The organism is Micromonospora haikouensis (assembly GCF_900091595.1).
In the GTDB taxonomy this organism is placed as follows: domain Bacteria; phylum Actinomycetota; class Actinomycetes; order Mycobacteriales; family Micromonosporaceae; genus Micromonospora; species Micromonospora haikouensis.
The window spans coordinates 89,286-114,664 of sequence record NZ_FMCW01000024.1; the positions used below are offsets into that span (position 1 = coordinate 89,286).

A 25,379-nucleotide genomic window follows, 5' to 3' on the forward strand; every position below is an offset into this window, starting at 1 on the left:
GCCCAACCGGCTGGGCCGGATCCGTCCTGGTTCTCGGGCGTGGTCGATCCGGCCCGGACCGTGTCATGCTGCACGGAGCCCGACGGGAGGACGACGATGGCTGCTGGCGATGCCGTGCAGGTGCGGCCGGCGCGAGGGCTGCTGCGACCGCTGGTGTCCGGGGCGACGCTGATCGCGGTCCTGGCGTTGCTGTTCGGGCTGCCGTGGTGGACGTTGACGGTGGCGGCGCGGTGGCCGGCGCCGGTGGTGGCTGCCGGCACGGCGGTGTTCGTCGTCGCGGTCGTTGCGTTCCCCGTTCTGATGTATCTCGGGCACGGCCGCCGGCGGCTGGACGCGGCGGCCCGCGCGGGGGACACCCTGCTCGGCCTGGTGTGGATCCTGTTCGTCTGGGCGCTGATCGGCAACGTGGCCCGACTTCCGCTGGCCGCCGCGGGTGTCGCCGATCCCGTGCGGTCCCGGGCTGTGGCGGTCGGCGCGGCGGTCGTCTCGATCGTCCTGGCTGTCTGGGGCTACGCCGAGGCGATGCGGGTGCCCCGGGTCCGGCGGGTGGACGTCGCCATCGACCGGTTGGGTGCCGGTCTCGACGGGGTCCGGGTGGTGCTGCTGACCGACACCCACTACGGCCCGATCGACCGGGCCCGCTGGTCCGCCCGCACCATCGAGGTGGTCAACGACCTGGCCCCCGACATCGTCTGCCACACCGGCGACATCGCCGACGGCACGGTCGACCAGCGCCGGGCACAGGCAGCGCCGCTGGGCGCTGTGCAGGCCCGGCTGGCCCGGGTGTACGTGACGGGCAACCACGAGTACTACGGCCAGGCGCAGGGCTGGGTCGACCACATGCGGACCCTCGGCTGGGAGCCACTGCACAACCGGCACCTCGTGGTGGAGCGGGGCGGTGCACGGCTCGTCGTCGCCGGGGTGGACGACGTGACCGCCGCCTCGTCCGGCCTCGCCGGTCATCGGGCCGACCACGCGGCGGCGCTCGCCGGCACCGACCCGCGGCTGCCCGTGCTGCTGCTGGCGCACCAGCCGAAGCAGATCGGTGACGCGGTCGCGGCCGGCGTGGATCTGCAACTGTCCGGGCACACCCACGGTGGCCAGATGTGGCCGTTCCACTACCTGGTCCGGCTCGACCAGCCGGTCGTGCAGGGCCTCAGCCGGCACGGCCGGACCCAGCTCTACACGAGCCGGGGGACCGGCTTCTGGGGCCCGCCATTCCGGATCTTCGCGCCGAGCGAGATCACCCTGCTCACCCTCCGGGCGGGTTAGCCCGACCGGGCCGGCACCTACCTGACCGTGGCTGGGATGCCTCGGTCAACCCTGCTGGCTGTCCCGGCCCCCAGTCCTCCGCCCTTGGTCGATTCCTCGACGGGTTGTCGTTCGAGCAGGCCTGAGTCGGCACCGAGCTATCCCGATGATGACAAAGTCACCCCAGAGCGTTGACGGTGTCATCTCGATTGCCTACGGTGGCTGTGATGACGCCGTCATCTTGCAGGGCCGGGGTCCTCGGCCTGCGGAAGCCGGTATCCGCACGTATGCCGTGGGCGTCACGCAATCGTCGAGGAGTGTCGATGAATATCTTTCTCACGGGCGGATCGGGCTTCGCCGGAGGGGCAATCCTCCGGCGGCTGGTCAACGACGGGCACACGGTGCACGCGCTCGCGCGGTCCGCGGTGGCCGCGGACGCGATCACATCGGCCGGCGGGATCCCCGTCAGCGGCGACCTGTTGGACCTGGTCAAGTCCGGCAGCGGGCCTGCATGGCTACAGACTCTCGGCGAGGTCGACGCCGTGGTGCACTCGGCGGCCTTCATGGCCTTCTGGGGACCCGACCAGCCTTTCGTCGACCGCAACCTGCTGCCGACCCGCGCCCTCTACCAGGCCGCGGTGGACGCACGGGTCAAGCGCTTCGTCTTGGTGTCCGCGGCCAGTGTCTCCACCGGCACCAATCACGACCACACCGTCGACGAGAACTCCGACACGGGCAGGGCGAATATCGCCTACAGCCGCGTGAAGCTGCGCACCGAGCAGGAACTGCTTGCCCTGCCGCACGGGAACACGTCTCTGGTCGTCATCCGGCCGCCGTTCCTGTGGGGCCAGGGCATGACCCACACCTTGCAGGGATTCATCGACTCCGTCGAAGCCGGCCGATTCTCCTGGATCGACGGAGGGCTGCACATGGTCGACTTCTGCCACGTCGACAACCTCGCCCACATCATCACGCTGGCACTCGACCGTGGGGATCACGGCTTGATCTGCTACGTCACCGACGGCAGCCCCCGCCCCGCCCGCGACTTCTTCACCCCTCTGCTCGCCATCCGCGGCATCGACGTCAGCGCGGCCAACAGCGTTCCCCGGGCAGTCGCCTCACCTCTGGCCACGCTCATGCAGACCGCTGCGAAGGCGCGTCGCAGCGCCACCGCACCACCGCTCACCCCCTGGATCATCTCGTTCATGGGCCGCGACCGCGTCTACGACATCACCCGAGCACGACTTCGACTGGGCTCTCAGCCGGCGATCACCGTGGAAGAAGGACTCCGGCAGATGGCGCACTCCCACACCATGGGCCGCTGAACCTCGCGCCTACGCCACCCAGCCAGCGGAAGGACTCTCCATGCGGCAGTTCTCAGTGGATGACCAGACGACGAAGGTACGTCGAGTCACGTTCGCCCGTCCACCGTTCAACCTGATCGGCGCGGACACCCTGGCTGAACTGCTGGACATCGTCGACCGTCTGAGCGGCGAGGAACAAGTCAGCGTCGTCATCTTCGACAGCGCAACGCCGGGGGACGCACCCGTGGCGGCGGCGCGGAGTACACCGCGGCCTTCGACCTGCGCTACGCCAGCCGGGAACAGGCGATCTTCTGCCAGCCCGAGGTCGGCTTCGGTCTGGTCCCCGGCGCTGGCGGCACCGAGCGACTGACACACCTCCTCGGCCGCGACCGGGCCTTGGAGGTACTCCTGACCGGTCAGGACTACGACGCGGACCGCGCCGCACAGTACGGCTGGGTCACCCGGGCGATCCCCGACGCCGAACTCGACGACTTCGTCACCGCTGTCGCCCGGCGTATCGCCAGCTTCGACAAACAAGCCATCACGGCGGTCAAAACCCAGGTGAACCGCTCCACCCTGCCGCCGGAGGAGAACCTGCTGGCGTCGTTCGTCGAGTCCGCCCGATCCACCACGGGACCTGGCGTCGAGGCTCGAGGGCGCGCCGTCGGCAAACTCATCGCCCGGATCGGGATCGACGACCTCGAACGGAACCTGGGCCACCACCTCGAGTCGCTGGCCCAACAGCCGTAGCAACCCCCGGGGCGGTAGCCACAACCCCTCGCCTACGGTCGGCATAGGCGTCCTGACCCGGCCATAGGATGAACGCATGATCCGGGCTGAAACCGCCGCCGCGACACGCCAGGCCCTGCTCGAAGCGGCGGCCGAGCTGCTTGACCGCGGCGGCCTCGAAGCCGTGACCCTCCGTGCCGTCGGAGCGCGGGCAGGGGTCACCCGTGGAGCCCCCTACCGGCACTTCCCGGACAAAGAACACCTCATGATCGCGGTCGGCAGCCATGCCTGGGACGAACTCGGTCAACGAATCGGCGCCATCCACCGAGACCCCAGCCTCACGCCGGCCGCAAAGCTGCGGGCCCTCCTCGCCGCCTTCATCAACCTCGCCCGCCGCCAACCCCATCTCTACCGTCTGATGTTCAGCAGCCCCGCCAGCGATCCCACCGCCTTCGCCCGGGCTGCCCAGCCCATGCAGGACGAATCCCTCCAGGTGGTCGCCGCCGTGACCGGCGAGCACCACGCCCGCCGATACGCCGCCCTACTCCTCGCCAGCGCCGACGGCATCGCCGGCATGGAACTCACCGGCCAGCTCGAAGGCGACAAATGGCACACCACCGCCGAAGAGCTGATCGACACCCTCGTCACCATGGTCGCCGCTCAAACCCGCGGAAGCGCCACGGAAGCGGCGGGCGGTTCCTGACACATTCGCTGAGCCTTCTTCAGGCTGACCTTGCAGGTCGGAGGGGGTGCGGCGGGCCCGGAGGTCGATGAGGGTGAGGCTCCGGGTCTGGCCGCAGGCGGTGCACCAACAGTGCGCCGCCGCCGAAGCCCGCTTCGAGGCGTTCGCCGTCGAGTTCGGCGACCAGCACCCGGGGGCTGGTGGTGTGCCTGCTCGGCTTGGTCGTTGCCAACGGCCCTCTCGCCTGGATCGAGGTCCTGCACGACGGCGATCTGTCCGTGCCGGCCGGGCTGATGACCCCTCAGCCGCCCTGTTCATGATCGGGTGCTCGGTACATCTCCGGGTAGGGACGTGAAACGGGGCGGGTGGGTGGTGCATGGTCCGGGTGGGCGCGCCGGTCCCAGTCCATGGTCGACCATGGGAATGCCAGGTCTGCGAGGACGTCGATCTCGGTGGGTTTGAGCGGAGCCGGGTCCAGGGCCTCCACGTGCCGGGCGAATACCCGGTCCACGTATCGGTGCCCGGTGTCGGCGCCGATGACGAGGTGCTCGCGTTCGGGGTGACGCTGTGCCTCCCACGCTGCTGCCAGGAAGGCCGCTCCGGTGGACAGGCCAGCGAAGACGGCGTGCGTCCGCATCAGGTCGACCGTGCCGGCCATGGCGTAGTGGAACGTCAGCCAGTGCAACCGGTCGTAGAGGTCGGGGCGGACGTTGTCGAAGGGGATGGCGCTGCCGATGCCGGCGATGATGGCTTCGGGGTCCTGGAAGCGCTCGCTGCCGAAGCTGACGCTGCCGAACGGCTGGACCCCGACGAGTTTGGTCGACGGGTCGTGCTGGCGTAGCGGCTGGATCAGGCCGGCGCTCGACGCGCCGGTGCCGACGCTGGCCACTACCGTCAGGGGTCTGCCGGCAAGCGCGATGCGCACGAGGTCGGCCAGTTCCGCGTATCCCAGGCAGTGGTTGGGGTCGTGATACTGGCGCATCCAGTGCATCTCGGGGTGGGCGCGCAGCAGTTGGCGTACTCGCGCGACCCTGCGGTCCTGATCGAGGCGCAGGTCGGACTCGGCTGGCATCTGGTCCACTGTCGCGCCGAGGATTTCCAACTGCGACCGGATCGTCGGTGTCACGGTGGTCGAGGCGACGATGTGGCAGCGGAGGTCGTAGCGGTGGCAGACCATCGCCAGGGCCAGGGCGTAGATGCCGCTCGAACTGTCGACGACGGTGTCTCCCGGCCGTACGGTGCCGTCGGCGAGCAGGGCCCGGACGGCGCCGAGGGCGGCGTAGATCTTCAGCGTCTCGAACCGGACGAGCATGGTGTTGTCCGACAGGCGGATGAGGCGTGGCGTCCTGAGGGCGTCGGTGACATGGCTGTGGACGGTCGTGACGGCTTCGGGCGGGACCGTGAATGGCATGGGTGGTCGTCCCTCGTGTTGTGCCGCTGGTGGGGGCGGCGGAGCGCGGGCAGCCAAGGCCAGTCATCGAGGTCGATGTCTAGCGCTTCGTTCAGGTCGCGTCCACGGCCGTGCCGGTTCCGGTGGGCAGGGAATCTTCGCGAATGACGAATTGACCGATCTCGGGGGAACCAGGGGCATTGTGCCGCCGACTACTCCAGCGGTGGCCGACGAATCGCCGCCGAGCCGTCTGGTCAGCGTCCACCCAGGAGAGCCCGTGTCACGACTACGCCCGCTCGCCCCCCTCGTAGCGTCGATCATGATGGTCAGTGCGTGCACCGTCGACGCCGGTGCCGCCGGCGCCAGCTCCACGGTGCTGCGCATCGGCCTGAGCGCGGAGTCCGGAGCGCTGGACCCGCACGCGTTCACCGGCAATTTCCTGCTGCTCGACGCGATCTACGAGCCGTTGGTCACCTACGCGGAGGGCGGCAAGCTGGAGCCGGGGCTCGCGCAGTCGTGGACCGTCGCCGAGGGCGGTAAGCAGGTCACGTTCGACCTGCGCGACGGGGTCGCCTTCAGCGACGGGACGCCACTGGACTCCGCCGCCGTCAAGTGGAACTTCGACCGGTGGGTCGGGAACAAGAAGTTCACGTTCTTCCGCGCCTCGCAGATCATCTCGGCCGTGGACACCCCGGACGCGGACACCGTGCGGCTGACGCTGTCCGAGCCGTACGAGCCGCTGTTGCAGGAGCTGTCGATCGTGCGGCCGGTGCGGCTGCTCAGCCCGAAGTCCGCGACCGCGAGCGGCGAGTTCCAGAAACCGGTCGGCACCGGGCCCTGGACGGTGGAATCCCAGTCGGCCACCGGCGTCACGCTGGCCCGCAACGACGCCTACTGGGGGACGAAGCCGAAGCTGGAGAAGCTCGAGTTCAAGGTCATCCCCGACTCGCAGGCCCGCATCGACGCGCTCGGCAACGGCGAGCTCGACCTCATCGGTGGCTCGTACCTGGCCCCGATCACGCCGGTGGAGGCCCGGTCGCTGACGGACCGCGCCGACGTCGCACTGCTCACCGGCGCGCCCGACGTCTCGGTCATCCTCGGGTTCAACGCGAAGGGCCCGGCCGGTGACCGGGCCGTCCGCGAGGCGGTCCGGCAGGCGGTCGACACCGCCGCCCTGGCGAAGGCGCTGCTGCTGGGCTACGGCGAGCCGGCCCGGCGGGTGTTCCCGCCGGGCGTCCCCGACTCCGGCACCGACCTCCCACTCGTCGTCGACCAGGACGCCGCCCGCCGCACGCTCGACGCGGCCGGCTACACGCCCAGCGGCGACGCCCGTGTCAAGGACGGCAAGAAGCTCTCTCTCAAGATGCTCATCCCCGCCGCACCGGCCGAGGGGCAGCTCGACCCGCGCGCCATGGCCGCCGCGATCGCCGCGTCGCTCAAGGAGGTCGGTATCACGGTCGAGATCGCCCCGGTCGACTCCGCCGCCTACTACGACGAGCGGGCCGAGGGCGCGTACGACATCACGTTCTTCGAGGGGCTCGGCGCGCCGTACGACCCGTCCGGGTCGATCGTCTCGCTGTTCACCTCCGGCGCCCGGGCCCCGCTGTGGGCGACCCCGGCCACCGAGGACCTGGTCGACAAGGCGCTCTACGCCACCACTCCGGCCGCCCGCAGCGCGGCATACCAGGCGCTCTACGACGCGGTGGCCGCCGACGCGGGCTTCGTGCCGTTGGTCTACCGGCCGCGTCTGTGGGCCGTCCGGGACGCCGTCAAGGGTTTCGCGGTGCCGCCCACCGACGTCGACCTGGAGCTGACCGGAGTCACCGTCGAGTGAGGGTGCCCGATCGCCTGGTCGCCGCCGGTGGGTACGTCACGCGCTGGGCCGCCGACACGGTCGGGGTGCTGCTGGCCATGTCGGTCGGCACGTTCGCCCTGGTGCTGCTCGCCCGTGGCGACCCGGCGGCGGTGCTCGCGGCGACCCGGGCCGGACGCCCGGCCACGCCCGAGCAGATCGAGGCGGTCCGCGTCGAGCTCGGCCTCGACGACCCCGCCCCGGTGCGGTACCTGAGGTGGCTCGCCCATGCCAGCACCGGCGACTTCGGGCTGTCGCTGCGGACGAACACCCCGGTGGGACCCGAGGTCGCCGACCGGCTGGGGGTCACGTTCGGGCTGGTCGCCGGCTCGGCGACGGTTGCGCTCGTGGTCGGGTTGGCGGTCGGCGTCGCCGGGGCGGTGCTGCCGCGAGGGCCGCTGCGTGGTGCCCTACGAATCGGCGCGCTGCTGGTCACGTCGGTGCCGGCGTTCTGGCTGAGCTACCTGCTGGTGCTGTTCCTGGCGCTGCGTCTGCACCTGGTGCCGACGTCGGGAATGGCGGGCCCGCGGACGTGGCTCATGCCGATGGCGGTGCTCGGCCTGCCGGCGGCCGGTGTGCTCAGCCGGGTCGTCGCGGTCACGCTGCGCGAGGCGTTGGACCGGCCGTACGTGCGCGCGGCGCAGGCGCGGGGGAGCCGCCCGCTGTCGATCGTGCTCCGGGACGGCCTGCCCAACGCGGCCGGGCCGATCCTGTCGGTGGCGGGGTTCGGCATCGGCAGCCTCCTGGTCGCCACCGTCGTGGTGGAGAAGATCTTCGGCTGGCCCGGCCTCGGGGCCTACTTCGTGCAGGCGGCCGGGGCGCGGGACGTGCCGGCGCTGCAGGCCGCCGTGCTCGTCATGGGCGGCGGGTTCATCCTGGCCAACCGGTGCGCCGACGTCCTGCACGGCCTCATCGACCCACGCGCCCGCCGGAGCTCGTCGTGAACCGCGGCAGGGCGCGGACGACGCTGGTCGCGGTGCCGCTGGTCGTGTTCGTGGTGGCGGGACTGCTGGCGCCGCTGATCGCCCCGGCAGACCCCACCGCCAACGACCTCGCGGCCGGTCTGGCGTCGCCGTCTGCCGAGCACCTTCTCGGCACCGACCAGCTCGGCCGCGACCAGCTCAGCCGGCTGCTCTACGGCGCGCAGATCTCCCTGGCGATCACGGCGGCGGTGCTGGCCATCTCACTGACCGCCGGTGCGGTCGTCGGCACCGTGGCCGGCTACGCGGGCGGATGGGTCGACCGCGTGGTCTCCCGGGTGATCGACGTGGTCGTGTCACTGCCGGGGATGCTGGTGGCGCTCGCGGTGATCGGAGTACGCGGCCCCGGCGTGGACAACCTGATCCTCGCGCTCGCGCTGTGGTCGTGGGCGCCGTACGCCCGGATCGCGCGGGCCCGCGTCGCCAGCCTGCGCGACAGCCCGCACCTGGACGCCCTGCGCCTGCTCGGCGCCGGTCACGGCCGGATCGTCGGCCGGCACCTGCTGCCGTTGGCGCTCGCGCCCTGCCTGGTCTACGCCAGCACCGACGTCGGCACCGTCGTGCTCGCCGTCGCCACGCTGAGTTTCCTCGGCCTCGGGGTCGCCCCGCCGTCCGCGGAGTGGGGCCAGATGCTCATCGAGGGGCGGCCGTTCCTGGCCTCCGCGTGGTGGCTGGCCTACCCGCCCGGTGTCGCGATCACGGCCGTGGTGTTCGCCAGCAACCTGCTCGGCGAACGGCTCGCGGCCGGTGCGGAACGACCGTCGATCATCCGCCTGGTCCGCCCGGGACGGATCCGCCGCGCCACCCGGCCGGCGGCGTCCCCCGATCCGGGCACCGTGCTGCGGGTGCGGGACCTGTCCGTCACGTATCCCGACGGCAGCGCTTCCCGGCGCGTCGTCGCCGGGATGTCCTACGAGGTGCGGCGCGGGCAGGTGCTCGCGTTCGTCGGCGAGACCGGCAGCGGCAAGACCACGGCCGCTCTCGCGCCGTTCGGGCTGCTCGACCCGAGCGCGGCGGTGACCGGCTCCGCGCTGCTGGACACCCACGAGCTGATCGGTCTCGCCCCGGGCGAGCGGCGCCGGATCAACGGCCGCAGGGTCGGCGTGGTCTTCCAGGACAGCGGCGCGTTCCTCAACCCGTTACGGACCATCGGCGCGCACGTCGACGAGGCCGTCCGCAATGCCGGCCGGGGCGGACGGCGGGCCGCGACCCGCCGGGTCAGCGGGGAACTGCTGCGGCTGGCCGGTCTGCCGGATCCGGTGGCGGTCGCCCGCCAGTTCCCGCACCAGCTGTCCGGCGGCATGCGTCAGCGGGCGCAGATCGCCATCGCGCTCGCCGGTGAGCCGGAGCTGCTGGTCGCCGACGAGCCGACGTCCGCCCTCGACGCGACCGTGCAGGCGCAGCTGCTCGACCTGCTCGCGCGGCTGCGCGACGAGCTGGGCATGGCGATGATCATCGTCAGTCACGACCTGGCGGTGGTGTCGCGGGTCGCCGACACCGTGGCCGTCGTGTACGGCGGCCGGATCGTGGAGTCGGGCCCGGCCACTGACCTGATCGACGAGCCGGACCATCCCTACACGCGTGGGCTGCTGGACGCCGTGCCGCGTCCCAGGACGGCGCCGGGCACCCGGTTCCGCACCATGCCGGGCCTCGCCGGAGGCGGCCCGGACGACCTCGCCGGCTGCGGCTTCGCGCCCCGGTGCCCGCTACGCCAGGACAGCTGCGACCACGAGCCCCCGGCCCTGCAACCGCTGCTTCCGGCGACCGCGCACCGGTCGGCGTGCCTGCACCCGCCGACCAGGGAGGGCTCGTGCTAGCAGTCGATCGGGTGAGCGCCGGCTACGGTGCCGTCGGGACGGTGGTCGAGGACGTCACGCTGCGGGTGGCGGCCGGTGAGATCGTCGGGCTGGTCGGCGAGTCCGGCTGCGGCAAGACGACGCTGGCGCGGGTCGTCACCGGCCTGCACCGCCCCCGCACCGGGACGGTTCACCTCGCGGGCGTCGACGTGCACGCGTTGCGGGGCCGGGCGTTGCGGGCGCACCGTCGTCAGATCCAGATGGTGTTCCAGGATCCCTTCCTGACGCTCAGCCCTCGGCAGACGATCCGGCAGGCGATCACCGAGCCGCTGCAGATCCACCGGATCGGTGACGCGCGGTCCCGGTCCGCGCGCGTGGACGAGCTGCTGGACCTCGTCGGGCTCGACCCCACGCTGGGTGACCGCCGACCCGGGCAACTCTCCGGAGGGCAGCAGCAGCGGGTGGCGATCGCCCGCGCGCTGGCGCTGCAACCGCGGCTGCTGATCTGCGACGAGCCGGTCACCGCCCTCGACGTGTCGGTGCAGGCGAAGGTCCTCAACCTGCTCTGCGACCTGCGGGACCAGCTTGAGTTCGGTTGCCTGTTCATCACCCACGACCTCGCGGTCGTCGCGCAGCTCGCCGACCGGATCGCGGTCATGAGGGGCGGTCGGATCGTCGAGCAGGGCCCGACCGGGCAGGTCACCGACCAGCCCGCACATCCGTACACAAAGACCCTTCTCGCGCTCGGAATCAACGATGGGCGTCGATCGGTGGGAACCCTGGGCCCCACCCGCCCGACCTATCCATCGTGACCATCGCGTGCATCGAGATGCTCTCCTTCGGCCTCGCCCACCTCGCCAGGGCCGCCCACTCCTGCGGTGAGCGGCTGGCGCTGCTGACCGGTGTCGAGCCGCTCTACCTCCACGAGCCGGCCACGCTGCCGCCGGGCACGATCGACGTGATACCGGTCGACACGCAAGACCGCCGGGAGGTCACCAGAGCCCTGCGCGCGATCGGCGACCTGCGCGGCCTGATCAGCTCGACGGACACCTGGGGAGTGACCGGCGCCGAACTCGCCGCCGAGTTCGGCCTGCCCGGCATCGACCCGGCGGTCATCCGGCTGGCCCGCGACAAGGCGCGCGTCCGCGACCTGCTGCACCGCAGCGGCCTGAGCCGGGTCGTGCCCTTCCCCGTGGACGACGTGGCCACGGTGAGCCTCGACCGGCTCGCCTCGGCGGTCGGGCTGCCCGCTGTCGTCAAGGACACCGCCGGCACCAGCAGCGCGAACGTGTGGCTCGTCCGCGACGCCGACGACCTCGCCCGCCTCCGCCGCGAGGCCGCGGACGCGGCACTGTTCGGGAGCCTGTTCGCCGAGCCGTTCCTGCCCGGGCCCGTCTACAGCGCCGAGACCGTGACCTGGGCCGGGCAGACCAGGCTGCTGGGACTGTCGAGCCGGCTCATGTCGGCCCAGCCGTGGTTCCGGGAGGACGTGACGGCGTTCCCCGTGGCGCTGCCACCCGACGAGCTCCGCGAGATCGAGGCGTGGGTCGGCGCGGTGCTGGCGGCCCTCGGTTACACCGACCGGTTCGCGCACATCGAGATCGCCATGACCATCGACGGGCCGCAGCTGATCGAGGTGAACCCCCGCATCGGTGGCGCGCTGGTCGGCGAGGCGATGTGCCGCGCGCTCGGGGTCAACGTCTACGCCGGCCTCGTCGACCTCGCGCTCGGTCGCCGCCCCCGCCTGCTCGACGCGGCCCTGCCCGGAGGCCCGGCGGTGGCGTTCGTCCTGGCCTACCCGCAGCAGGCCGGTGAACTCGTCGCCGTGCACGGGACCGACGACCTGCACCGCTATCCGGGACAACCGCGCTGGTATCCGACCAAGGCCATCGGCGCCCGCATCGCGCACGTCGCCGACGGGCGTGGCTACGCCGGCATCGTGCTCGCCGAAGGACCGACCGCCGAGATCGCCACGCATCGTGCCGTCGCCGCGGCGGGCGCGGTCCACGTTCGCACCCGCCAGTCGTGCTAGCCGCGTCGGCCGCGCACGATCAGCCGCCGGGCGTGGTTGTCGAACGGCTCCCCGTCGAAGCCGCCGAAGCAGTCGACGTCGGCGAAGCCCGCCTCGCGGAGCATCCCCTTGAGCTCGGCGGCGCTGTAGAGCGCGTGCTCGACGACGGCCGTGCGCGCCTGACCGCCCCGGACCAGGAGGAAGTCGTCCCGGAACCGGGTCCAGCCGGCGAGGACCGTGCCGCGCACGACGAGCGTGCCACCGTCGACATCGATGATCTTCGGGGCGAGGCCGTCGCGGGCCGCGATCTCCTTGCCGTACAGGTCGATGAGCGCCCGACCACCGGGCTTGAGGCTGGTCAGCACGTTGCGCAGCACCCGCATGTTCTGGTCGTGGTCGGCGAACAACCCGAACGACGTGTACATGCTGATCGCGAGGTCGTACCGGTCCGGCTCGACGAACTCACGCATGTCGGCCCGGACGAGCCGGATGTCGACGCCGGCGGCGGACGCGGCCGTCGCGGCCCGGTCGAGCAGCGCCGCGCTGAGGTCCACGCCGGTGACCGCCGCGCCCCGGCGGGCCAGCGGAATCGTGTACATCCCCGGCCCGCACCCCAGATCCAGCACGGCGGCCCCGGCCGGCAGGCGCAGCAGCGGAGACGTCGACACCCGCGCCTCGGCCTCGGCGGCACGCCCGGCGGAGAACATCACCTCCGCGAACCCGGTCCACAACGCCTCGTCCTCGAACCACTCCATCACCACTCCATCCGCCGCCGTTGATGTCCGCCGCGTCTGATAGTCGTCGCCGGGCCTGCGCTGGTTCCGGCAAGCCGCACAATCGGGAGGACTCGCCCATGGAACTGTCCGTCCGCCGCGAGACACTGCGGCTCATCGAGGTGGTGCGCAGCTCCCGGGGCGAGATCGACTCCGTCGGGACCTGCATGGTCACCCTGACGCACGACGGGATCACCGCCTACGGCGAAGGCACACCGACCGGGTACGACGGCGTCACCGCCGACGACGTCGTGGCGGCAATCGACGCCGACGCGGTGGCGGTGCTCGGACGGGACCTGCGGGACCCGGAGGGCGTCCTCGACCGGATCGGTAGGTGGGACGCGCCCGCAGGTGCCCGGATGGCACTCGACGGCGCCGTGCACGACTGGATCGGCAAAGCCGCCGGGCAGCCGACCTGGAAGCTGTCCGGCGCGGCCCGAACGCTCGGACCGACCGTCTACACGATCTCCATGGCAGGACCCGAAGCGGCGGCGAACGCGGTCCGCAACGCGCCGGCGGTGGGCGCCTTCAAGGTGAAGGTCGGCGGCCCCGGCGACATCGCATCCCTCGAAGCGATCCGGGCGGTCACCCCGCTGCCGGTCCGCATCGACGCCAACGAGGCGTGGGACCTCGACACCGCCCGCGCGCTCACCCCCCACCTGCGGCGGCTCGGCATCCAACTGATCGAGCAGCCGTTCCCGGTGACCGCGATCGACGACTACCACCGCTACCGGGAGGTGCCCGACCGGCTGCCGGTCTTCCTCGACGAGGGCTGCACCGACGAGGCGAGCGTCCAGGACGCCCGGTCGTACGCCGACGGTTTCGTCGTGAAGCTGTGCAAGTCCGGCGGGATCCGCGGCGCCCGGCGGGTGATGCAGGCCGGCCGGCGGGCCGGGCTCGGCACCATGATCAGCTGCATGTGCGAGTCGGAGCTGGCCATCAGCCAGGCCGCGCAGCTCGCACCGCTGGCCGACCACATCGACCTCGACGGCCACCTGTACCTGCGGGAACCACCCTTCCAGGGCCTCGGTCTGGAGGACGGTCGGATCGTCCTGGGCGACGCACCCGGACTGGGCGTCGTGCCGTCGTGAGGAACTTTCCCGGTCATCGATACGACGTGTCGACAGGACGCGGGGCGCCGCGCGATGGGAGGCCACGGTGAGCTGGTACGAGGATCTGTCCCTGTGGTCCGGCTTCTCGGACGTGCTCTTCTCCGCCGAGCGGGCCCGGCACGCCGCCGAGCTGGTGGCCACCTCGCCGCTGTTGGCGTTCCCGCCGGGAAGCCGCGTGCTCGACCAGGGCTGTGGTGTCGGCTTCTTCGCGGTGCCGCTGGCGCGTCAGGGCCACCGGGTGACCGGCGTGGACATCCACCGCGAGCTGCTCGACCGGGCCGAAGCCGAGGCGGCCGGCACCGGGGCCGGGCCGTCGTTCGTCCGCGCGGACGTGCGCGAGTACGTGTCGCCGGACGCGTTCGACGTCGTGGTGAACATGTACACGTCCTTCGGGTACTTCGACGAGCACGACGACAACCTCCAGGTCCTGCGCAACGCGTACCGCTGCCTGGTGCCCGGTGGAACGCTGATCGTCGACCTGCTGAGCAAGGAGGTCTACGCCTCCTGGGTGGGGCCGCCGAAGATCGTCGACGTGCCCGGCGGCATGGTGGTCATGCGCGACACGATCCTCGACGACTGGACCCGGTACCGCACCGACTGGACGCTGGTCCGCGGCGACCGCGCCGAGCACACCTCGCTCACCTGCTGGGTCTACAGCGCCGCGGAGCTGACGGACATGGTCGCGCAGGCCGGGTTCGAAAAGGTCGAGTGCTTCGGAGACTTCGCCGGCGGACCGTACGACGGCGCGGCCACCAGGCTGATCGTCCGGGGAACCAAGGCGTGACCGGCATCCGCCGGTTCACCCGGGTGCAACTCGCGCTGCTCGGCAGCGGGTTCCTCGTCAACCTGATCAACTTCTCGGTGTACCCGTACCTGGCGGTCCTGCTCCGCGACCGGATGAACCTGGGCATGGACCAGGTGGGTGTCATCCTCGGGCTCGCCACGTTCGTGCAGTTCGCCGGCGGGCTGCCGGGAGCGGCCCTCGCCGAGCGGCTCGGCCTCCAACGGTGCCTGCTCGCCGCGATGGTGCTGCAGACGCTCGGCTCGCTGGGCTTCCTCGCCGGCGGCGCGTGGCCGGCGCTGACGATCGCCGCGCTGTTCCTGCGCTCGGCGGCCTCGGCGGTCTACTCGCCCAGCGTGCGGGGCTACACCGTGCTCGGCGCGACCCCGGACGAGCGGCCACGGCTGGTCTCCGCGAGCTATGCCACGGGCAACGTCGGCATCGCCCTCGGGCCGGTGGCGGGCGCGCTGTTCATCCACGACCCGACCGTGATGTTCGCCGTCGCCACCGTGCTGCACCTGGCGATGACGATCGGGCACGCCCTCCTGCCCCGGGAACGGCGAGCCGACCACGAGGTGGTCGAGCCGCTGCGCCGCGCGCTGCACGGGATCGCGGTGCTGCCGTTCGCCGTGACCGCCCTGACCCTCTACCTGCACATGCACTTCTACCAGTACCTGTCGTCGTACGCCGAGGGCCGGGTGCCGGCCGTGTTCTACGGGGCGGCCATGATGGCGTACTCGCTGATCCTGGCCGTGATCCAGCCGCTGATCTCCCAGCGGGTCGAGCGGATGCGGTACCCGCACGCGATGGCCCTCGGCTTCGGTGGCCTGGCCGTCGGCATGCTCGCCTTCACCGGAGGCAACGCGATCGCGATCGCCGCCGGCGTCCTCGCCATCGGCGCGGGCAACTCCGTGCTCTTCCTCAAGAACACCCTCGAAGCGCTCGCCCGCACCGACAGATCCCCCACGGTCGTCTTCGGCCAGCAGCGGCTTGCCGAAGGCGGCGGCGCGTTCCTCAGCGGCCTCGCGGGCGGGGGCCTCTACCAGCTGTTCGAGTCCGCCGGGAACCTCGCCGGCTTCTGGCTGGCCATCGCCGCCCAGTGCCTGCTGCTGCCACCGGTCGTGATCCTCGCGGACCGGATGCTCCGCCGCCCAGCACCCGAACCGACAGGGGTGTCATGAACCCGGCAGAAGCGATCACCACTGCCCACACCGTCGCCGAGCGGCTCCGCGCGGACGCCGTCGAGCGGGACCACGCCAACCAGCCCCCGCACGCCGAGATCGACCTGCTGCGCGACAGCGGCCTACTCGCCCTCGACCCCGACGACCACCCCACCACACACGCCGTGACCCGGATCGTGGCGGCCGTCGATGCGTCGATCGGTCACCTCCTCGGCTACCACTACCTGCACCTGTGGCGGGCCACGCTTTACGACAACGCCGAGCTGGCGACCTCGCTACGCCAGGAGGCCGCCGCCGGCCGGGTGTTCGTAGCCGCGGTCAGCAACCCACGCGACACCATCACGGCCACCACGACCAGCGACGGGCTCCGCGTCTCGGGTCGCGGCGCGTTCGCCACCGGCTGCGCCGTCGCCGACCGCCTGCTTGTCAGCGCGATCCGCGAGGACCACACGGCCCGCCTCGTCGTCGTCATGCACCGCGCTGGTGGCGGCCTCTCGCACCCTCCGGACTGGGACAACCTGGGCCAACGCCTGACGGCGAGCGGCAGCGTCGCCTTCGACGACGTCCGGGTCAGCCAGGGCGACGTGCTGGGCACCTTCCCGGCAGACGAAGACGAGTCCAGCCCTCGCCACCTACGCCTGTCCCTGGTGTCGCTGGCCTTCCAGGCAGTCCTCGCGCAGGTCCTCGTCGGCATCACTGCCGGCGCGATCGACGAGGCCGCCAGATACACCCGCGATCGTTCGCGCCCCTGGCCCGCGAGCGGAGTCGTGCGGGCCGTCGACGACCCGCACGTGCTCGCGGGCTACGGAGAGCTCGCCGCGACCCTGGATGCGGCCCGTCTCCTGGCCGACCACGCGACCCGCGCCCTCACCGAGGCCGACACCCGCGGCCCCGCCCTGACCCCGGCCGAACGCGGCCGGGCGGCACTGACCGTCTCCGCCGCGAAGGTCGTTTCCAGCCGACTGGCCACGGAGGCGACGAGCCGGATCTTCGAGTTCACCGGCGCGCGCGCAACGGCCCGCGCCACCGGCCTCGACCGGTTCTGGCGCGACGCCCGTACGCTCACCCTGCACGATCCCGTCGCATACAAGGCCCAGGAACTCGGCGACCACCTACTCACCGGGCGGTATCCACGCATGACGGCATACAGCTGACCGCCCCCGGCATCCGGCTGCGGCCCGACAGAGCAGATCGCGGTGCGGAGCCGTGTCGGCGCGAGGCGTCCAGACCTGGTCATCGATATGTTCCGCGTGGGCGTCGAGGACGAGGAAGCCGTGGTGTCCCACATCGAGGTCATCACGAACAGCGGTAAACCCTGATGATCCGTCCCGAGCCGATTCGCCACCGAGCGCTACTGGGCGAGGCCGTGAAGGTGGTCGACCTTGTGTTGCAAGAAACGCACGAGGGTGCCCCCGCTCCCCACGACAGTCGCCGTCTTGTTGCAAGATAGTGGCAACAGCGAAGCTATGGCAGTATTACTGGAGGGGATCCTGATGGCGGTCTACACCCTGCCCGACATGCCCTACGACTACGGTGCGCTGGAGCCGGCCATGTCCGGACAGATCCTTGAGCTGCACCACAGCAAGCACCACGCCGCGTACGTCAAGGGTGCCAACGACGGCCTCGAGCAGCTCGCCGAGGCCCGCGCCAAGGGCGACTTCGGCACCCTGGTCGGGCTGGAGAAGACGTTCGCGTTCAACCTGTCCGGCCACGTGCTGCACACCATCTTCTGGGGCAACCTGTCCCCGGACGGCGGCGACCGGCCCGATGGCGAACTGGCGGCGGCGATCGACGAGCACTTCGGTTCCTTCGACGCGTTCGCCGGGCAACTGTCCGCGGCGACCAAGAGCGTGCAGGGCTCCGGCTGGGGTGTGCTGGCCTGGGAGCCGCTCGGGCAGCGACTCATCGTCGAGCAGGTCTACGACCACCACGGCAACGTCGGCCAGGGCTCCACGCCGCTGCTGGTCTTCGACGCCTGGGAGCACGCCTACTACCTGCAGTACAAGAATGTGCGCCCCGACTACGTCGACCGGCTGTGGAACCTGGTCAACTGGTCGGACGTGATCGCCCGCTTCGACGCCGCCCGCGCCACGAGCCCGAAGGTCTGACCCGGGTGAGTGAAGCCACCCCCACGGCAGCGGAGCTGCTCCAACGCGCCGCCGGAGTCATCGCGGCCAAGCACCGCGGTGACCTCGTCGGCGCCGAGGAACTGCTCGCCGCGTTCCCCAGCGAGCAGGCCCGCACCCTCGGCTTCTACCTGCTGGCCGACCTCGCACTCGGATTGGTCCGCGCCCAGAGTGGCCAAGCCATGGACGATCTGGTCCGCGAACTGTCCCTGCTCGTGGCCGCCAGTGCAGGGAACCCGCCGGCTACAGCATGACCGGGCTGGCGGTTTCACCTCGGCGACCCATGGTCGCCATGGTCCTGCAGGGCGGGCAGCCCGGTCCGTTGCTGCAGGCCCTGGACGGTATCAAGCAGGTTCTGGTGCTGGTCGTCGCGCGCACCACTGACCGGCCCCACCAACTACGTCTACGCACTGGCCTTCAGTAGGACAGCAAGTGGCGCCGTGCTCAGGACGGTGGCCATGGCGACCGATGCCGCCGGCTGGCCGAGGTGGGCGGTCAGCAGCACCGTCAACTCGGCCAGGCCCTCTTCGGTGACGCCGGCGGCGCGTGCGGCGTTCAGGTAGGTGATCAGCCGGGCATCGACGACGTGTTGGCCGACGAGGGCGGCGATGACGGCGACGCTGCGGTCGCGGTCGGTCAGTCCCGTTCCGGACCATCCGGGTCCGCCGGCCGCGAGGAATGCCTCCCGGGCGTACTGTGCGCCGGCTCGCGCCGCGAGCGTGCTCTCGGCTTCGTCCTCGGGGACGCCGAGGTTGCGGGCGTACACGGCGCGGCCGGCGGTGATGCGGTCGGCCACGCTGTCGGAAGCGTTCATATGCACGATCCCGGGTCTTCGGCTGAGCCGATGATGAGGTAGAGGGCCCGTCGCAGCTGTGCGACCTCGGCCGCCGGGATGGGCCGGACCGCGTCGGCCTCGCGAGCTTCGGCGCCGGCCGCGATCGCCGCGCGCGCCGCATCGCCCTTCGGGGTGATGGCGATGATGCGGGCCCGCCGGTCTCGTGGGTTGACGCGCCGTGAGACGAGTTCCATGCGCTCGAGCCGGTCGATCTCCGCAGTGAGAGTCGTCTTGTCCATGCCGAGGGCTTGCCCGAGTTCGACCTGGGTGAGATCGGCGGTCTTGTGCAGAGCGCTGAGGACGATGTGGTCGCGCAGCGACAGGCCGTGGCGTTCTGCTTCCGCGCCGACGAGTGCGTGCATCCGCTGGGCCGCCCGGTGGAGCAGCCACGTGAGCTCGGAGTCGGGCCCTGGTCCCAGAGTGGGGCGCTGCGGTGCGTCGTCGTCGGTCGACGGCTCGGGGCGGCCCGGGGCGGGTGCGGCAGGCATGGTCACAGTGTCACGCTCGGGAACCGGGACGGCAGGAGCGGGATGCTGTCGTAGGCGGCGACATCGTGGGCCGGAACGACCTGCAACACGCGGCTGAGGGCGATGCTGCGCTGCAGGCCGACCCGGACGGTCCTGGCGTCGACATCGGCGACGCGGCGCATCAACCACGGGCGTTGCGCACCACGGGAGATGCCGTCCATCTGCCAGGTGAGGTCGCCGATGAACGCATAACGCTTCCCGGTAGGCAGCGTGACGAACACGACGACGGAACCCGAGGTGTGCCCTGCGGCGAGGGCCACGACCACCGAGCCGTCTCCGTAAAAGTCGAAGCTCGCCGGAAAGCCGAGATACTCCGGGCCGTCGAAGGCGTACTCCCGGATCTCCATGCCTTGCGACACCGCGCGGAACACCCTGCCGTGCGAGTCGTCGGCGCCGTAGCGGTTTTCGGCCTCGTTGATCCACACCGGCACCCGCAGGGAGTCCAGGCCGCTGACGTGATCCCAGTGCACGTGCGTGACGAGCACGCCCAGGAGCCGGGACCGGTCATAGCAGCAGTGTGGCCGGGCTGTGCCCCAGCAGCCACGCCAGCCCGGCCTGGGCCGGGGTGATGCCGAGGCGTCGGGCGTGCGCGATGACCACCGGGTCGTCGGTGACGCTGGGCAGCCAGTCGAAGGCCGATCCGAGCGGGCAGTACGGCACCCAGGCGATGCCCTGTTCGGCGCATTCGGTCAGCACGGCCTCCTGGCCGCGGGTGAGGACGTTGTACAGGTTCTGCACGCAGACGATGCCGGCCGGAAGGGCCTGCCGCAGTTGTGCGAGGCTGACGTGGCTCAGGCCGATGCCGCCGATCTTCCCCTCGTTGCGTAGGGCGATCAGCTCGGCGAGCTGGCTGTCCAGGTCGACCACCTGGTCGCCGGTGACGGTGATGCCCGGCGGCGCGTCGGCCCGGCGAAGGTTGACCACGGCGAGGTGTCCGGTGCCGAGGGTGCGCAGGTTCTCCTCGACCGACGCGCGTAGCTGCGCCGGCTGCTGGGCGGCGACCAGTCGCTCGGTCGGGTGGGACACCGCGCCGACCTTGGTGACGATCCGCAGGCGGTCAGCGTACGGATGCAGAGCGGTCCTGATCAGTTCGTTGACTGTGCCGTAGAACTGGGCCGTGTCGATGTGGTCGACGCCAAGTTCGACCGCGCGGCGCAGCACCGTGACGGCATCCGCGGGGTCGGCGCGTTCCAGCTGCATGGCGCCGAAGCCGACCCGCAGGACCTCGTGATCGCCCAGCTTTCCGTGCGCGTACACCTGCGATGTGGTCATGGGTGTGGACCTCCCGATGCGATGACCGCAAGCGGAATCGGTTCCGCTTGTCTCAGCTCGACCCTGGCATAAGCGGAAGCGATTCCGCTTATGAGGTGATCATGGTTTCCGAGATCGAGCGACGCCCCGGCGCGCGCAGGGACGCCCAGCGCAACCGGCAGCGCATCATCGAGGCCGCCAAGCGCGCCCTCACCACCGGTCCGGACCCTGTCAAGATCGAGACCATCGCCCGCGAGGCGGGAGTCGGCGTCGGCACGCTCTACCGGAACTTCCCGTCCCGGGAAGCCTTGGTCGAGGAGGTCTACCGCAGCGAACTCACCCACCTCTGCGCCGTCGCCGCGCAACTGGTGGCCGACCACCAGCCAGCCGATGCCATGCGCGAATGGATGCGCTGCTACCAGGACTTCGTCGCCACCAAACACGGCATGGCCGAAGCCCTACGCGCGGTGATCGCCAGCGGTGCGATCAACTCCGGCCAGACCCGCGAACACCTCGACGGCGCCATCGCCACCATCCTCGACGCCGGCCGAACCGACGGCAGCCTGCGTGCCGACGTCCAACCGGCCGACGTGTCCGCCAGCATGGCCGGCATCATGCTGACCGCCGCCGACATCGACCAGGCCAGCCGGATGCTGCAACTCCTCGTCGACGGCCTACTCGCCCGTGACCCCTCCTGAAGGGTCTACCCCAGGGCCTACCTGCCTGAAGAGGCGACGCACTCTTCCGCCGCGATGCGATCCGCGCGCTGCGGCGGCGACGCCTGCCCGAGCAGAGGGCCGAGGTCGGCCAGGGGCCGACGGACAACGACGGGCGCGTGAGGTACGGGTGGCCGGTAGCGAACTGTTCGGACGCCACGACGACCTGGCGCAGCTCGCCGAGTTCCTCGACGGGGTGCGCCAGGGCGGCGGGGCGCGGCTGATCTCCGGCGAGCCGGGGGTCGGCAAGTCCGCCCTGATGACCGCCGCCATGGAGTTTGCCCTCGCGGACGGGATGCGCGTGCTGCGGGCGTCCGGGTCGGAGTTCGAGGCCGACGTCAGCTACTCCGGCCTGCACCAGCTGCTGCTGCCCGCACACGCGGCTCTCGACCGTCTCCCGCCCGGTCCGCGCGAGGCGCTGTCGGTGGCGCTCGGCTTCGGCGTCGGCACGCCCCCGGACGTCCTCCTGGTCTGCAACGCCGCCCTGCTGCTCGTCACGGAGCTCACGGCCGACGAGCCGGTCCTGCTGGTGGTCGACGACGTGCACTGGCTCGACCGCGCGAGCGCCGTCGTCCTCGGCTTCATCGCCCGGCGGCTGGCGGGTGTCCGGGCCGGGCTGCTGGCGTCGACCAGGGCGGGATCGGTGAGCTTCCTCGACCTGCGGGGGCTGTCCGAGCACGCCGTCGGGCCGCTCGACGACGAGGCCGCGGGGCGGCTGGTCGACGCCCGCCACCCGCAACTGCCGGCGCGGGTACGCCGCCGCCTGCTCGACCTCGCCCAGGGCAACCCCCTCGCGCTGATGGAGCTGCCCGCCACGCTGCTGGGCTCCGTGCGGCGCACGGAGACGCAGCCCGAGGTGGTCCCCCTCAGCGACCGGTTGCAGGCGATCTTCGCGGCCCGGTTGACCGGGCTGCCCGAGGCGACCCGGCGGGTGCTGCTGCTGGCCACCTTCGAGGGCGCCGGCGACGTCCGGGTGCTCCGCGCCGCGCTGCCCGACCAGTCCAGCCTGGCCGACCTGGCCCCCGCCGAGCGGGCGCAGCTCGTCCGGGTGGACGACGCCACGGCCCGGATCGCGTTCCGGCATCCACTGATCCGCTCGGCGATCGTGGCCATGTCCACCCACGAGGAGCGCCGCACCGCGCACGTCGCCCTCGCCGGAGCCCTGGTCGACGACGAGGAACGCCGCGCGTGGCACCTCGCGGCGGCCGCTGTCGGCCCGGACGAGGCGGTGGCGGAACTCCTGGAAGAGGCGGCACACCGGGTGATGCGGCGCGGGGACGGGTTCGCGGCGGTGGCGGCCCTGGTCCGCGCCGCCGAGCTGAGCGCCACGAGCGCCGGCCGGGGGCGACGGCTCGCCGAGGCCGCGTACATCGGCGCGGAGGCCAGCGGCACCATCGACGACGCGAAGATCCTGCTGACCGACGCGCGTCGGGCGGCTCCCGACTCCGCCGGTTCGCTGCACGCGGCCAACGCGACCGCCTTCTCATGATCAACGGGGACGGCGACGTGAACACCGCCCACCGGCTGCTGGCGGGTGCCATCGAGACCGGCGACCACGGCTACCGGGCCGCCGACCCCGCGCTCGTCGAGGCCATGCACACCCTGCTGCTGTGCTGGTACGGCAGCACCCCGGCGTACTGGGAACCGTTCTTCGCCGTGCTGCGCCGGATCCGGCCCCGGCCGCCGGACGTGCTCGCGCTGGCGAGCGACAGCTTCGCCGACCCGGTGCGCACCGGAAAGGCCGCGCTGGGCCGGATCGACGCGGTGCTCCGCACGCTGACCGAGAACGAGGACCCCACCCGCATCATGCGGATCGGCACGGCCTCGGTGTACCTCGATCGTCTCGGCGACTCGCGGGAGGCGTCCTGGCGGCTGGTCGAGCACGGACGCAGCGGCGGGGTGCCCCGCCGGCACCTCGGAGCCCTGATGCACCTGTGCCTCGACGACTTCCTGACCGGCCGGTGGGACGAGGCCGAGGAACTCGCCGTGGAGGGCCAGCGGACCTGCGACACCAGCGGCTTCTCGTTCTTCGCGTGGTACTTCCGGTACAACCGGGCGATCCTCGCCGCCGGCCGGGGACGGTTCGACGAGGCGTACGCGCTCGCCGACGAGATCACCCACTGGGCGCTGCCCCGGGGCGTCGCCGCCGCCGCGTTGTTCGCGCAGCATCCCCGGGTGCTCGCCGCCATGGGGCAGGGCGACTACGACGCCGCCTTCGGCCACGCCGCCGCGATGAGCCCGCCCGGCGTGCTCGCCTCCCACGTGCCGCACTGCACCTGGGTCATGTTCGACCTGGTCGAGGCAGCCGTACGCACCGGGCGCACGTCCAGGCGATGCGGGACGCGGACCTGGCCAGCCTGTCGCCCCGGATGGCCCTGCTCCAGGCCGGCGCGGAGGCCCTCGTCCTCGACGACGACGAGTCGGTGACCCGCGTGGAGGCCCTGCTGGCCGAACCCGTCACCCGACGGTGGTTGTTCGACGGGGCCCGGGTGCGGCTGGCCCTCGGGGAGCGGCTGCGGCGGACCCGGTCGCCGGTGGAGGCCCGGCGGCATCTGCTCGCCGCACGTGACGGGTTCGCCGCCATGGCGGCCGAGCCCTGGCTCGACCGGGTGGAGGGGGAGCTGCGCGCCTGCGGCCACCGACCGGTCCCACGACAACGGGGTGACCTGACCGCGCTGACGGCGCAGGAACTCCAGATCGCGGAGCTGGCGGCGAGCGGCATGACCAACAAGCAGATCGCCGAGCGCCTGTACCTGTCCCACCGGACGGTCGGCGCCCACCTGTACCGGATCTTCCCCAAGCTGGGCGTCACGTCCCGGGCCGCGCTCCGGGACGCCCTGTCGCCGCCTGCTGAGCAGACTGCGCGCTGAGTTCGTCGGCCTGCGTCTCCTTCGCTTCGAGCAGCCGCTCCAGGAGCCGCCGGGTGGTGGGGTCGTCGTCGCCGATCCAGCGCACCGCCTCCTGCAACGTCTGGACGAGGATCCGCACCCCGACGAGGTTCTGCGTCACGATGCCGACGACGTCACCGTCGGGGAACGCCCGGAAGGCGACCTGGGACCGGGGGCTCAGGTGCTGCGGGTCGTAGTCGCCGACGCAGCCGAGTTGCCGGATCCGGGTGGCGACCAGCCGGGCGTCACCACGGTCGCGGTCGGCCCCGGCGAACAGGAGCTCCGCGAGCGGCCGGGCCAACGGGGCGCGGACGACCAGCGCGTGCTGCTCGTACTGCAACGAGGACACGACCAGGCTCGCCAGCAGCACGTTGAGCAGGCGCGTGGTCGCCGTCAGGTCGGCCCGGTTCGACGGCGTGACCGGCCCGTCGTCGAGGTCGAACAGGGCCCGGTCGCGGACCTCGCGCATCCGCAGCACGGTGGGCGGCGATGCGGGGTGTTCCCGTCCTGATGGCGTCACGCCGTCGATGGTGCGGCGCGGCTCCCGGCCCACGCATCTGTCGAATGACCTAACCCCGGGCCGAGGCGCCGGCGCCGGACGGCCGTCGCGGCCCCGGACCAGGGCTCCCGGCCGTGGCGCGGGCCGGCAGCCCCGCTCACGTCACCGGCACCGCCCGGCTGCTGGCCTGCCCGGTTCCGGCACGACCGGCTAGGTCACCGGCCGTCGGCGGCCCGGATCTCGGAAGTCGGATGACTGATGAAGGCCGGCCCGGCGGCACCGAGAGTGGAGCCCAGCCAGGCAACACCGTCGCCGCCGACATCCGGCGGCAGCCGCCGAGGAGAGTGCCCGATGACCGTCAGCTACGGCTTCCACGCCACCATGACCGCCCGCCCCGGCAAGGGCGACGAGCTGGTCGACTTCCTGCTCGCCTCGCCGTCGCTGGCGAACGAGGACTGCGTCGTCTTCCTGATCGGCCGGTCCGCCGCCGACTCCGACGTCGTCCACGTCACCGAGGGCTGGACGACCGAGGAGGCGCACCACAGCTTCTTCGCCACCGACGAGGCGCAGGCCCTGGTGGGACAGCTCCAGCCGCTGATCGCCGGCGAGCCGGCATACCTCGACGAGGTGCCGGTGGGCGGCAAGGCCGCCATCTGAGACCCGCCCGTCCGCATCGAACACGACAGGAAACCCCT

Annotated in this window: 28 protein-coding genes and 1 pseudogene; 22 read left to right on the forward strand and 7 right to left on the reverse strand. The window is 71.8% G+C overall.

Going from position 1 to position 25,379, the window contains the following annotated elements:
- The first annotated feature begins 96 nt into the window (after positions 1 to 96).
- The 5 genes from GA0070558_RS23395 to GA0070558_RS23410 all read left to right on the forward strand — a co-directional run bounded on the left by GA0070558_RS23395 (position 97) and on the right by GA0070558_RS23410 (position 3,987).
- The gene (locus GA0070558_RS23395; protein ID WP_091283594.1) at positions 97 to 1,272 is read left to right on the forward strand and encodes a metallophosphoesterase; all 1,176 of its coding nucleotides are present in this window, start codon (positions 97 to 99) and stop codon (positions 1,270 to 1,272) included.
- Positions 1,273 to 1,574: 302 nt separating this feature from the next.
- Positions 1,575 to 2,576, forward strand: coding sequence for an NAD-dependent epimerase/dehydratase family protein (locus GA0070558_RS23400; protein ID WP_091283596.1), 1,002 nt, complete (start codon positions 1,575 to 1,577; stop codon positions 2,574 to 2,576).
- A 40-nt stretch (positions 2,577 to 2,616) separates the two neighbouring features.
- Positions 2,617 to 2,925 (forward strand): hypothetical protein, encoded by a 309-nt coding sequence (locus GA0070558_RS33890; RefSeq protein WP_218107057.1) that lies wholly within the window; start codon positions 2,617 to 2,619, stop codon positions 2,923 to 2,925.
- The gene (locus GA0070558_RS23405) at positions 2,835 to 3,305 is read left to right on the forward strand and encodes an enoyl-CoA hydratase/isomerase family protein (protein ID WP_218107062.1); all 471 of its coding nucleotides are present in this window, start codon (positions 2,835 to 2,837) and stop codon (positions 3,303 to 3,305) included. Before GA0070558_RS33890 ends, GA0070558_RS23405 begins: the two co-directional genes overlap by 91 nt.
- Positions 3,306 to 3,381: 76 nt before the next feature.
- Entirely contained in the window at positions 3,382 to 3,987 is a 606-nt protein-coding gene (locus GA0070558_RS23410) for a TetR/AcrR family transcriptional regulator (RefSeq protein ID WP_091283599.1), read from the forward strand.
- A gap of 280 nt (positions 3,988 to 4,267) precedes the next feature.
- Here GA0070558_RS23410 and GA0070558_RS23415 read toward each other — a convergent pair whose 3' ends face one another.
- Entirely contained in the window at positions 4,268 to 5,377 is a 1,110-nt protein-coding gene (locus GA0070558_RS23415; protein ID WP_091283674.1) for a pyridoxal-phosphate dependent enzyme, read from the reverse strand.
- 301 nt (positions 5,378 to 5,678) lie between these two features.
- Here GA0070558_RS23415 and GA0070558_RS23420 point away from each other — a divergent pair, with 301 nt between their 5' ends.
- Genes GA0070558_RS23420 through GA0070558_RS23440 form a run of 5 tightly spaced genes read left to right on the forward strand, consistent with a single transcriptional unit; the run spans position 5,679 to position 12,016 of the window.
- The gene (locus GA0070558_RS23420) at positions 5,679 to 7,190 is read left to right on the forward strand and encodes an ABC transporter substrate-binding protein (protein ID WP_218107058.1); all 1,512 of its coding nucleotides are present in this window, start codon (positions 5,679 to 5,681) and stop codon (positions 7,188 to 7,190) included.
- A gap of 2 nt (positions 7,191 to 7,192) precedes the next feature.
- The gene (locus tag GA0070558_RS23425; RefSeq protein ID WP_091283603.1) at positions 7,193 to 8,152 is read left to right on the forward strand and encodes an ABC transporter permease; all 960 of its coding nucleotides are present in this window, start codon (positions 7,193 to 7,195) and stop codon (positions 8,150 to 8,152) included.
- Complete coding sequence (locus tag GA0070558_RS23430; protein ID WP_176734331.1) at positions 8,149 to 10,005, forward strand: dipeptide/oligopeptide/nickel ABC transporter permease/ATP-binding protein; 1,857 nt, start codon at positions 8,149 to 8,151, stop codon at positions 10,003 to 10,005. The genes GA0070558_RS23425 and GA0070558_RS23430 overlap by 4 nt, the downstream gene beginning before the upstream one ends.
- Positions 9,999 to 10,796: an ABC transporter ATP-binding protein gene (locus GA0070558_RS23435; protein WP_091283607.1), complete on the forward strand. Its 798-nt coding sequence runs from the start codon at positions 9,999 to 10,001 to the stop codon at positions 10,794 to 10,796. Before GA0070558_RS23430 ends, GA0070558_RS23435 begins: the two co-directional genes overlap by 7 nt.
- The gene (locus GA0070558_RS23440; RefSeq protein ID WP_091283608.1) at positions 10,793 to 12,016 is read left to right on the forward strand and encodes an ATP-grasp domain-containing protein; all 1,224 of its coding nucleotides are present in this window, start codon (positions 10,793 to 10,795) and stop codon (positions 12,014 to 12,016) included. The genes GA0070558_RS23435 and GA0070558_RS23440 overlap by 4 nt, the downstream gene beginning before the upstream one ends.
- Here GA0070558_RS23440 and GA0070558_RS23445 read toward each other — a convergent pair.
- Complete coding sequence (locus tag GA0070558_RS23445) at positions 12,013 to 12,750, reverse strand: class I SAM-dependent methyltransferase (RefSeq protein WP_091283610.1); 738 nt, start codon at positions 12,748 to 12,750, stop codon at positions 12,013 to 12,015. The two genes, GA0070558_RS23440 and GA0070558_RS23445, sit on opposite strands and share 4 nt — an antisense overlap.
- A 98-nt stretch (positions 12,751 to 12,848) precedes the next feature.
- Between GA0070558_RS23445 and GA0070558_RS23450 the strand changes: the two genes are divergently transcribed.
- The 7 genes and pseudogenes from GA0070558_RS23450 to GA0070558_RS34550 all read left to right on the forward strand — a co-directional run.
- Entirely contained in the window at positions 12,849 to 13,859 is a 1,011-nt protein-coding gene (locus GA0070558_RS23450; protein ID WP_091283612.1) for an enolase C-terminal domain-like protein, read from the forward strand.
- 67 nt (positions 13,860 to 13,926) lie between these two features.
- Positions 13,927 to 14,664 carry a class I SAM-dependent methyltransferase gene (locus GA0070558_RS23455; RefSeq protein WP_091283614.1) on the forward strand — a complete coding sequence of 246 codons (738 nt, stop codon included), beginning with the start codon at positions 13,927 to 13,929 and terminating at the stop codon, positions 14,662 to 14,664.
- A complete protein-coding gene (locus GA0070558_RS23460; RefSeq protein ID WP_091283616.1) occupies positions 14,661 to 15,842 on the forward strand; it encodes an MFS transporter in 1,182 nt (393 codons plus the stop codon). The genes GA0070558_RS23455 and GA0070558_RS23460 overlap by 4 nt, the downstream gene beginning before the upstream one ends.
- On the forward strand, positions 15,839 to 16,996 hold the full coding sequence (locus tag GA0070558_RS23465; RefSeq protein WP_091283618.1) for an acyl-CoA dehydrogenase family protein: 1,158 nt from the start codon (positions 15,839 to 15,841) through the stop codon (positions 16,994 to 16,996). The genes GA0070558_RS23460 and GA0070558_RS23465 overlap by 4 nt, the downstream gene beginning before the upstream one ends.
- 312 nt (positions 16,997 to 17,308) lie before the next feature.
- Entirely contained in the window at positions 17,309 to 17,950 is a 642-nt protein-coding gene (locus GA0070558_RS23470; protein ID WP_256092083.1) for a superoxide dismutase, read from the forward strand.
- 5 nt (positions 17,951 to 17,955) lie between these two features.
- Positions 17,956 to 18,222 (forward strand): hypothetical protein, encoded by a 267-nt coding sequence (locus GA0070558_RS23475; protein WP_077935914.1) that lies wholly within the window; start codon positions 17,956 to 17,958, stop codon positions 18,220 to 18,222.
- Positions 18,219 to 18,347 (forward strand): annotated as a pseudogene (locus GA0070558_RS34550) (DUF6244 family protein); the annotation flags it as partial. The gene GA0070558_RS23475 and the pseudogene GA0070558_RS34550, both read left to right, overlap by 4 nt.
- Positions 18,348 to 18,371: 24 nt before the next feature.
- Here the strand turns inward: GA0070558_RS34550 and GA0070558_RS23480 are convergent.
- Genes GA0070558_RS23480 through GA0070558_RS23495 form a run of 4 tightly spaced genes read right to left on the reverse strand, consistent with a single transcriptional unit; the run spans position 18,372 to position 20,602 of the window.
- Positions 18,372 to 18,782: a carboxymuconolactone decarboxylase family protein gene (locus GA0070558_RS23480; protein ID WP_091283620.1), complete on the reverse strand. Its 411-nt coding sequence runs from the start codon at positions 18,780 to 18,782 to the stop codon at positions 18,372 to 18,374.
- The gene (locus GA0070558_RS23485; protein ID WP_256092084.1) at positions 18,779 to 19,291 is read right to left on the reverse strand and encodes a MarR family winged helix-turn-helix transcriptional regulator; all 513 of its coding nucleotides are present in this window, start codon (positions 19,289 to 19,291) and stop codon (positions 18,779 to 18,781) included. The genes GA0070558_RS23480 and GA0070558_RS23485 overlap by 4 nt, the downstream gene beginning before the upstream one ends.
- Positions 19,292 to 19,293: 2 nt before the next feature.
- Positions 19,294 to 19,821 (reverse strand): MBL fold metallo-hydrolase, encoded by a 528-nt coding sequence (locus GA0070558_RS23490; protein ID WP_439709630.1) that lies wholly within the window; start codon positions 19,819 to 19,821, stop codon positions 19,294 to 19,296.
- A gap of 13 nt (positions 19,822 to 19,834) precedes the next feature.
- Positions 19,835 to 20,602, reverse strand: a complete 768-nt coding sequence (locus GA0070558_RS23495; RefSeq protein ID WP_091283621.1) for an aldo/keto reductase — start codon at positions 20,600 to 20,602, stop codon at positions 19,835 to 19,837.
- 101 nt (positions 20,603 to 20,703) lie between these two features.
- Here GA0070558_RS23495 and GA0070558_RS23500 point away from each other — a divergent pair, with 101 nt between their 5' ends.
- The 4 genes from GA0070558_RS23500 to GA0070558_RS33905 all read left to right on the forward strand — a co-directional run bounded on the left by GA0070558_RS23500 (position 20,704) and on the right by GA0070558_RS33905 (position 24,167).
- Positions 20,704 to 21,279 (forward strand): TetR/AcrR family transcriptional regulator, encoded by a 576-nt coding sequence (locus GA0070558_RS23500; RefSeq protein ID WP_176734332.1) that lies wholly within the window; start codon positions 20,704 to 20,706, stop codon positions 21,277 to 21,279.
- A 148-nt stretch (positions 21,280 to 21,427) separates the two neighbouring features.
- A complete protein-coding gene (locus GA0070558_RS33895; protein ID WP_218107059.1) occupies positions 21,428 to 22,786 on the forward strand; it encodes an AAA family ATPase in 1,359 nt (452 codons plus the stop codon).
- Entirely contained in the window at positions 22,783 to 23,724 is a 942-nt protein-coding gene (locus GA0070558_RS33900; protein ID WP_218107060.1) for a hypothetical protein, read from the forward strand. The genes GA0070558_RS33895 and GA0070558_RS33900 overlap by 4 nt, the downstream gene beginning before the upstream one ends.
- A complete protein-coding gene (locus tag GA0070558_RS33905) occupies positions 23,667 to 24,167 on the forward strand; it encodes a helix-turn-helix transcriptional regulator (RefSeq protein WP_218107061.1) in 501 nt (166 codons plus the stop codon). The genes GA0070558_RS33900 and GA0070558_RS33905 overlap by 58 nt, the downstream gene beginning before the upstream one ends.
- On the opposite strand, the gene GA0070558_RS23510 is transcribed toward GA0070558_RS33905, so the two are convergent.
- Complete coding sequence (locus GA0070558_RS23510) at positions 24,106 to 24,705, reverse strand: ferritin-like domain-containing protein (protein WP_141722291.1); 600 nt, start codon at positions 24,703 to 24,705, stop codon at positions 24,106 to 24,108. The genes GA0070558_RS33905 and GA0070558_RS23510 overlap by 62 nt on opposite strands.
- Before the next feature lie 330 nt (positions 24,706 to 25,035).
- On the opposite strand from GA0070558_RS23510, the gene GA0070558_RS23515 reads away from it, so the two are divergent.
- Positions 25,036 to 25,341 carry a putative quinol monooxygenase gene (locus tag GA0070558_RS23515; protein WP_091283625.1) on the forward strand — a complete coding sequence of 102 codons (306 nt, stop codon included), beginning with the start codon at positions 25,036 to 25,038 and terminating at the stop codon, positions 25,339 to 25,341.
- The last annotated feature ends 38 nt before the right edge of the window (positions 25,342 to 25,379 follow it).

Bases quoted from the DNA above. Each gene is read 5' to 3' on its own strand.
- GA0070558_RS23395 (WP_091283594.1), top strand. From the start codon at position 97: ATGGCTGCTGGCGATGCCGTGCAGGTGCGGCCGGCGCGAGGGCTGCTG.
- GA0070558_RS23400 (WP_091283596.1), top strand. From the start codon at position 1,575: ATGAATATCTTTCTCACGGGCGGATCGGGCTTCGCCGGAGGGGCAATC.
- GA0070558_RS33890 (WP_218107057.1), top strand. From the start codon at position 2,617: ATGCGGCAGTTCTCAGTGGATGACCAGACGACGAAGGTACGTCGAGTC.
- GA0070558_RS23410 (WP_091283599.1), top strand. From the start codon at position 3,382: ATGATCCGGGCTGAAACCGCCGCCGCGACACGCCAGGCCCTGCTCGAA.
- GA0070558_RS23415 (WP_091283674.1), bottom strand. From the start codon at position 5,377: ATGCCATTCACGGTCCCGCCCGAAGCCGTCACGACCGTCCACAGCCAT.
- GA0070558_RS23420 (WP_218107058.1), top strand. From the start codon at position 5,679: ATGGTCAGTGCGTGCACCGTCGACGCCGGTGCCGCCGGCGCCAGCTCC.
- GA0070558_RS23445 (WP_091283610.1), bottom strand. From the start codon at position 12,750: ATGGAGTGGTTCGAGGACGAGGCGTTGTGGACCGGGTTCGCGGAGGTG.
- GA0070558_RS23450 (WP_091283612.1), top strand. From the start codon at position 12,849: ATGGAACTGTCCGTCCGCCGCGAGACACTGCGGCTCATCGAGGTGGTG.
- GA0070558_RS23465 (WP_091283618.1), top strand. From the start codon at position 15,839: ATGAACCCGGCAGAAGCGATCACCACTGCCCACACCGTCGCCGAGCGG.
- GA0070558_RS23470 (WP_256092083.1), top strand. From the start codon at position 17,309: ATGGCAGTATTACTGGAGGGGATCCTGATGGCGGTCTACACCCTGCCC.
- GA0070558_RS23480 (WP_091283620.1), bottom strand. From the start codon at position 18,782: ATGAACGCTTCCGACAGCGTGGCCGACCGCATCACCGCCGGCCGCGCC.
- GA0070558_RS23485 (WP_256092084.1), bottom strand. From the start codon at position 19,291: ATGCCTGCCGCACCCGCCCCGGGCCGCCCCGAGCCGTCGACCGACGAC.
- GA0070558_RS23495 (WP_091283621.1), bottom strand. From the start codon at position 20,602: ATGACCACATCGCAGGTGTACGCGCACGGAAAGCTGGGCGATCACGAG.
- GA0070558_RS23500 (WP_176734332.1), top strand. From the start codon at position 20,704: ATGGTTTCCGAGATCGAGCGACGCCCCGGCGCGCGCAGGGACGCCCAG.
- GA0070558_RS33900 (WP_218107060.1), top strand. From the start codon at position 22,783: ATGATCAACGGGGACGGCGACGTGAACACCGCCCACCGGCTGCTGGCG.
- GA0070558_RS33905 (WP_218107061.1), top strand. From the start codon at position 23,667: ATGGCCCTGCTCCAGGCCGGCGCGGAGGCCCTCGTCCTCGACGACGAC.
- GA0070558_RS23515 (WP_091283625.1), top strand. From the start codon at position 25,036: ATGACCGTCAGCTACGGCTTCCACGCCACCATGACCGCCCGCCCCGGC.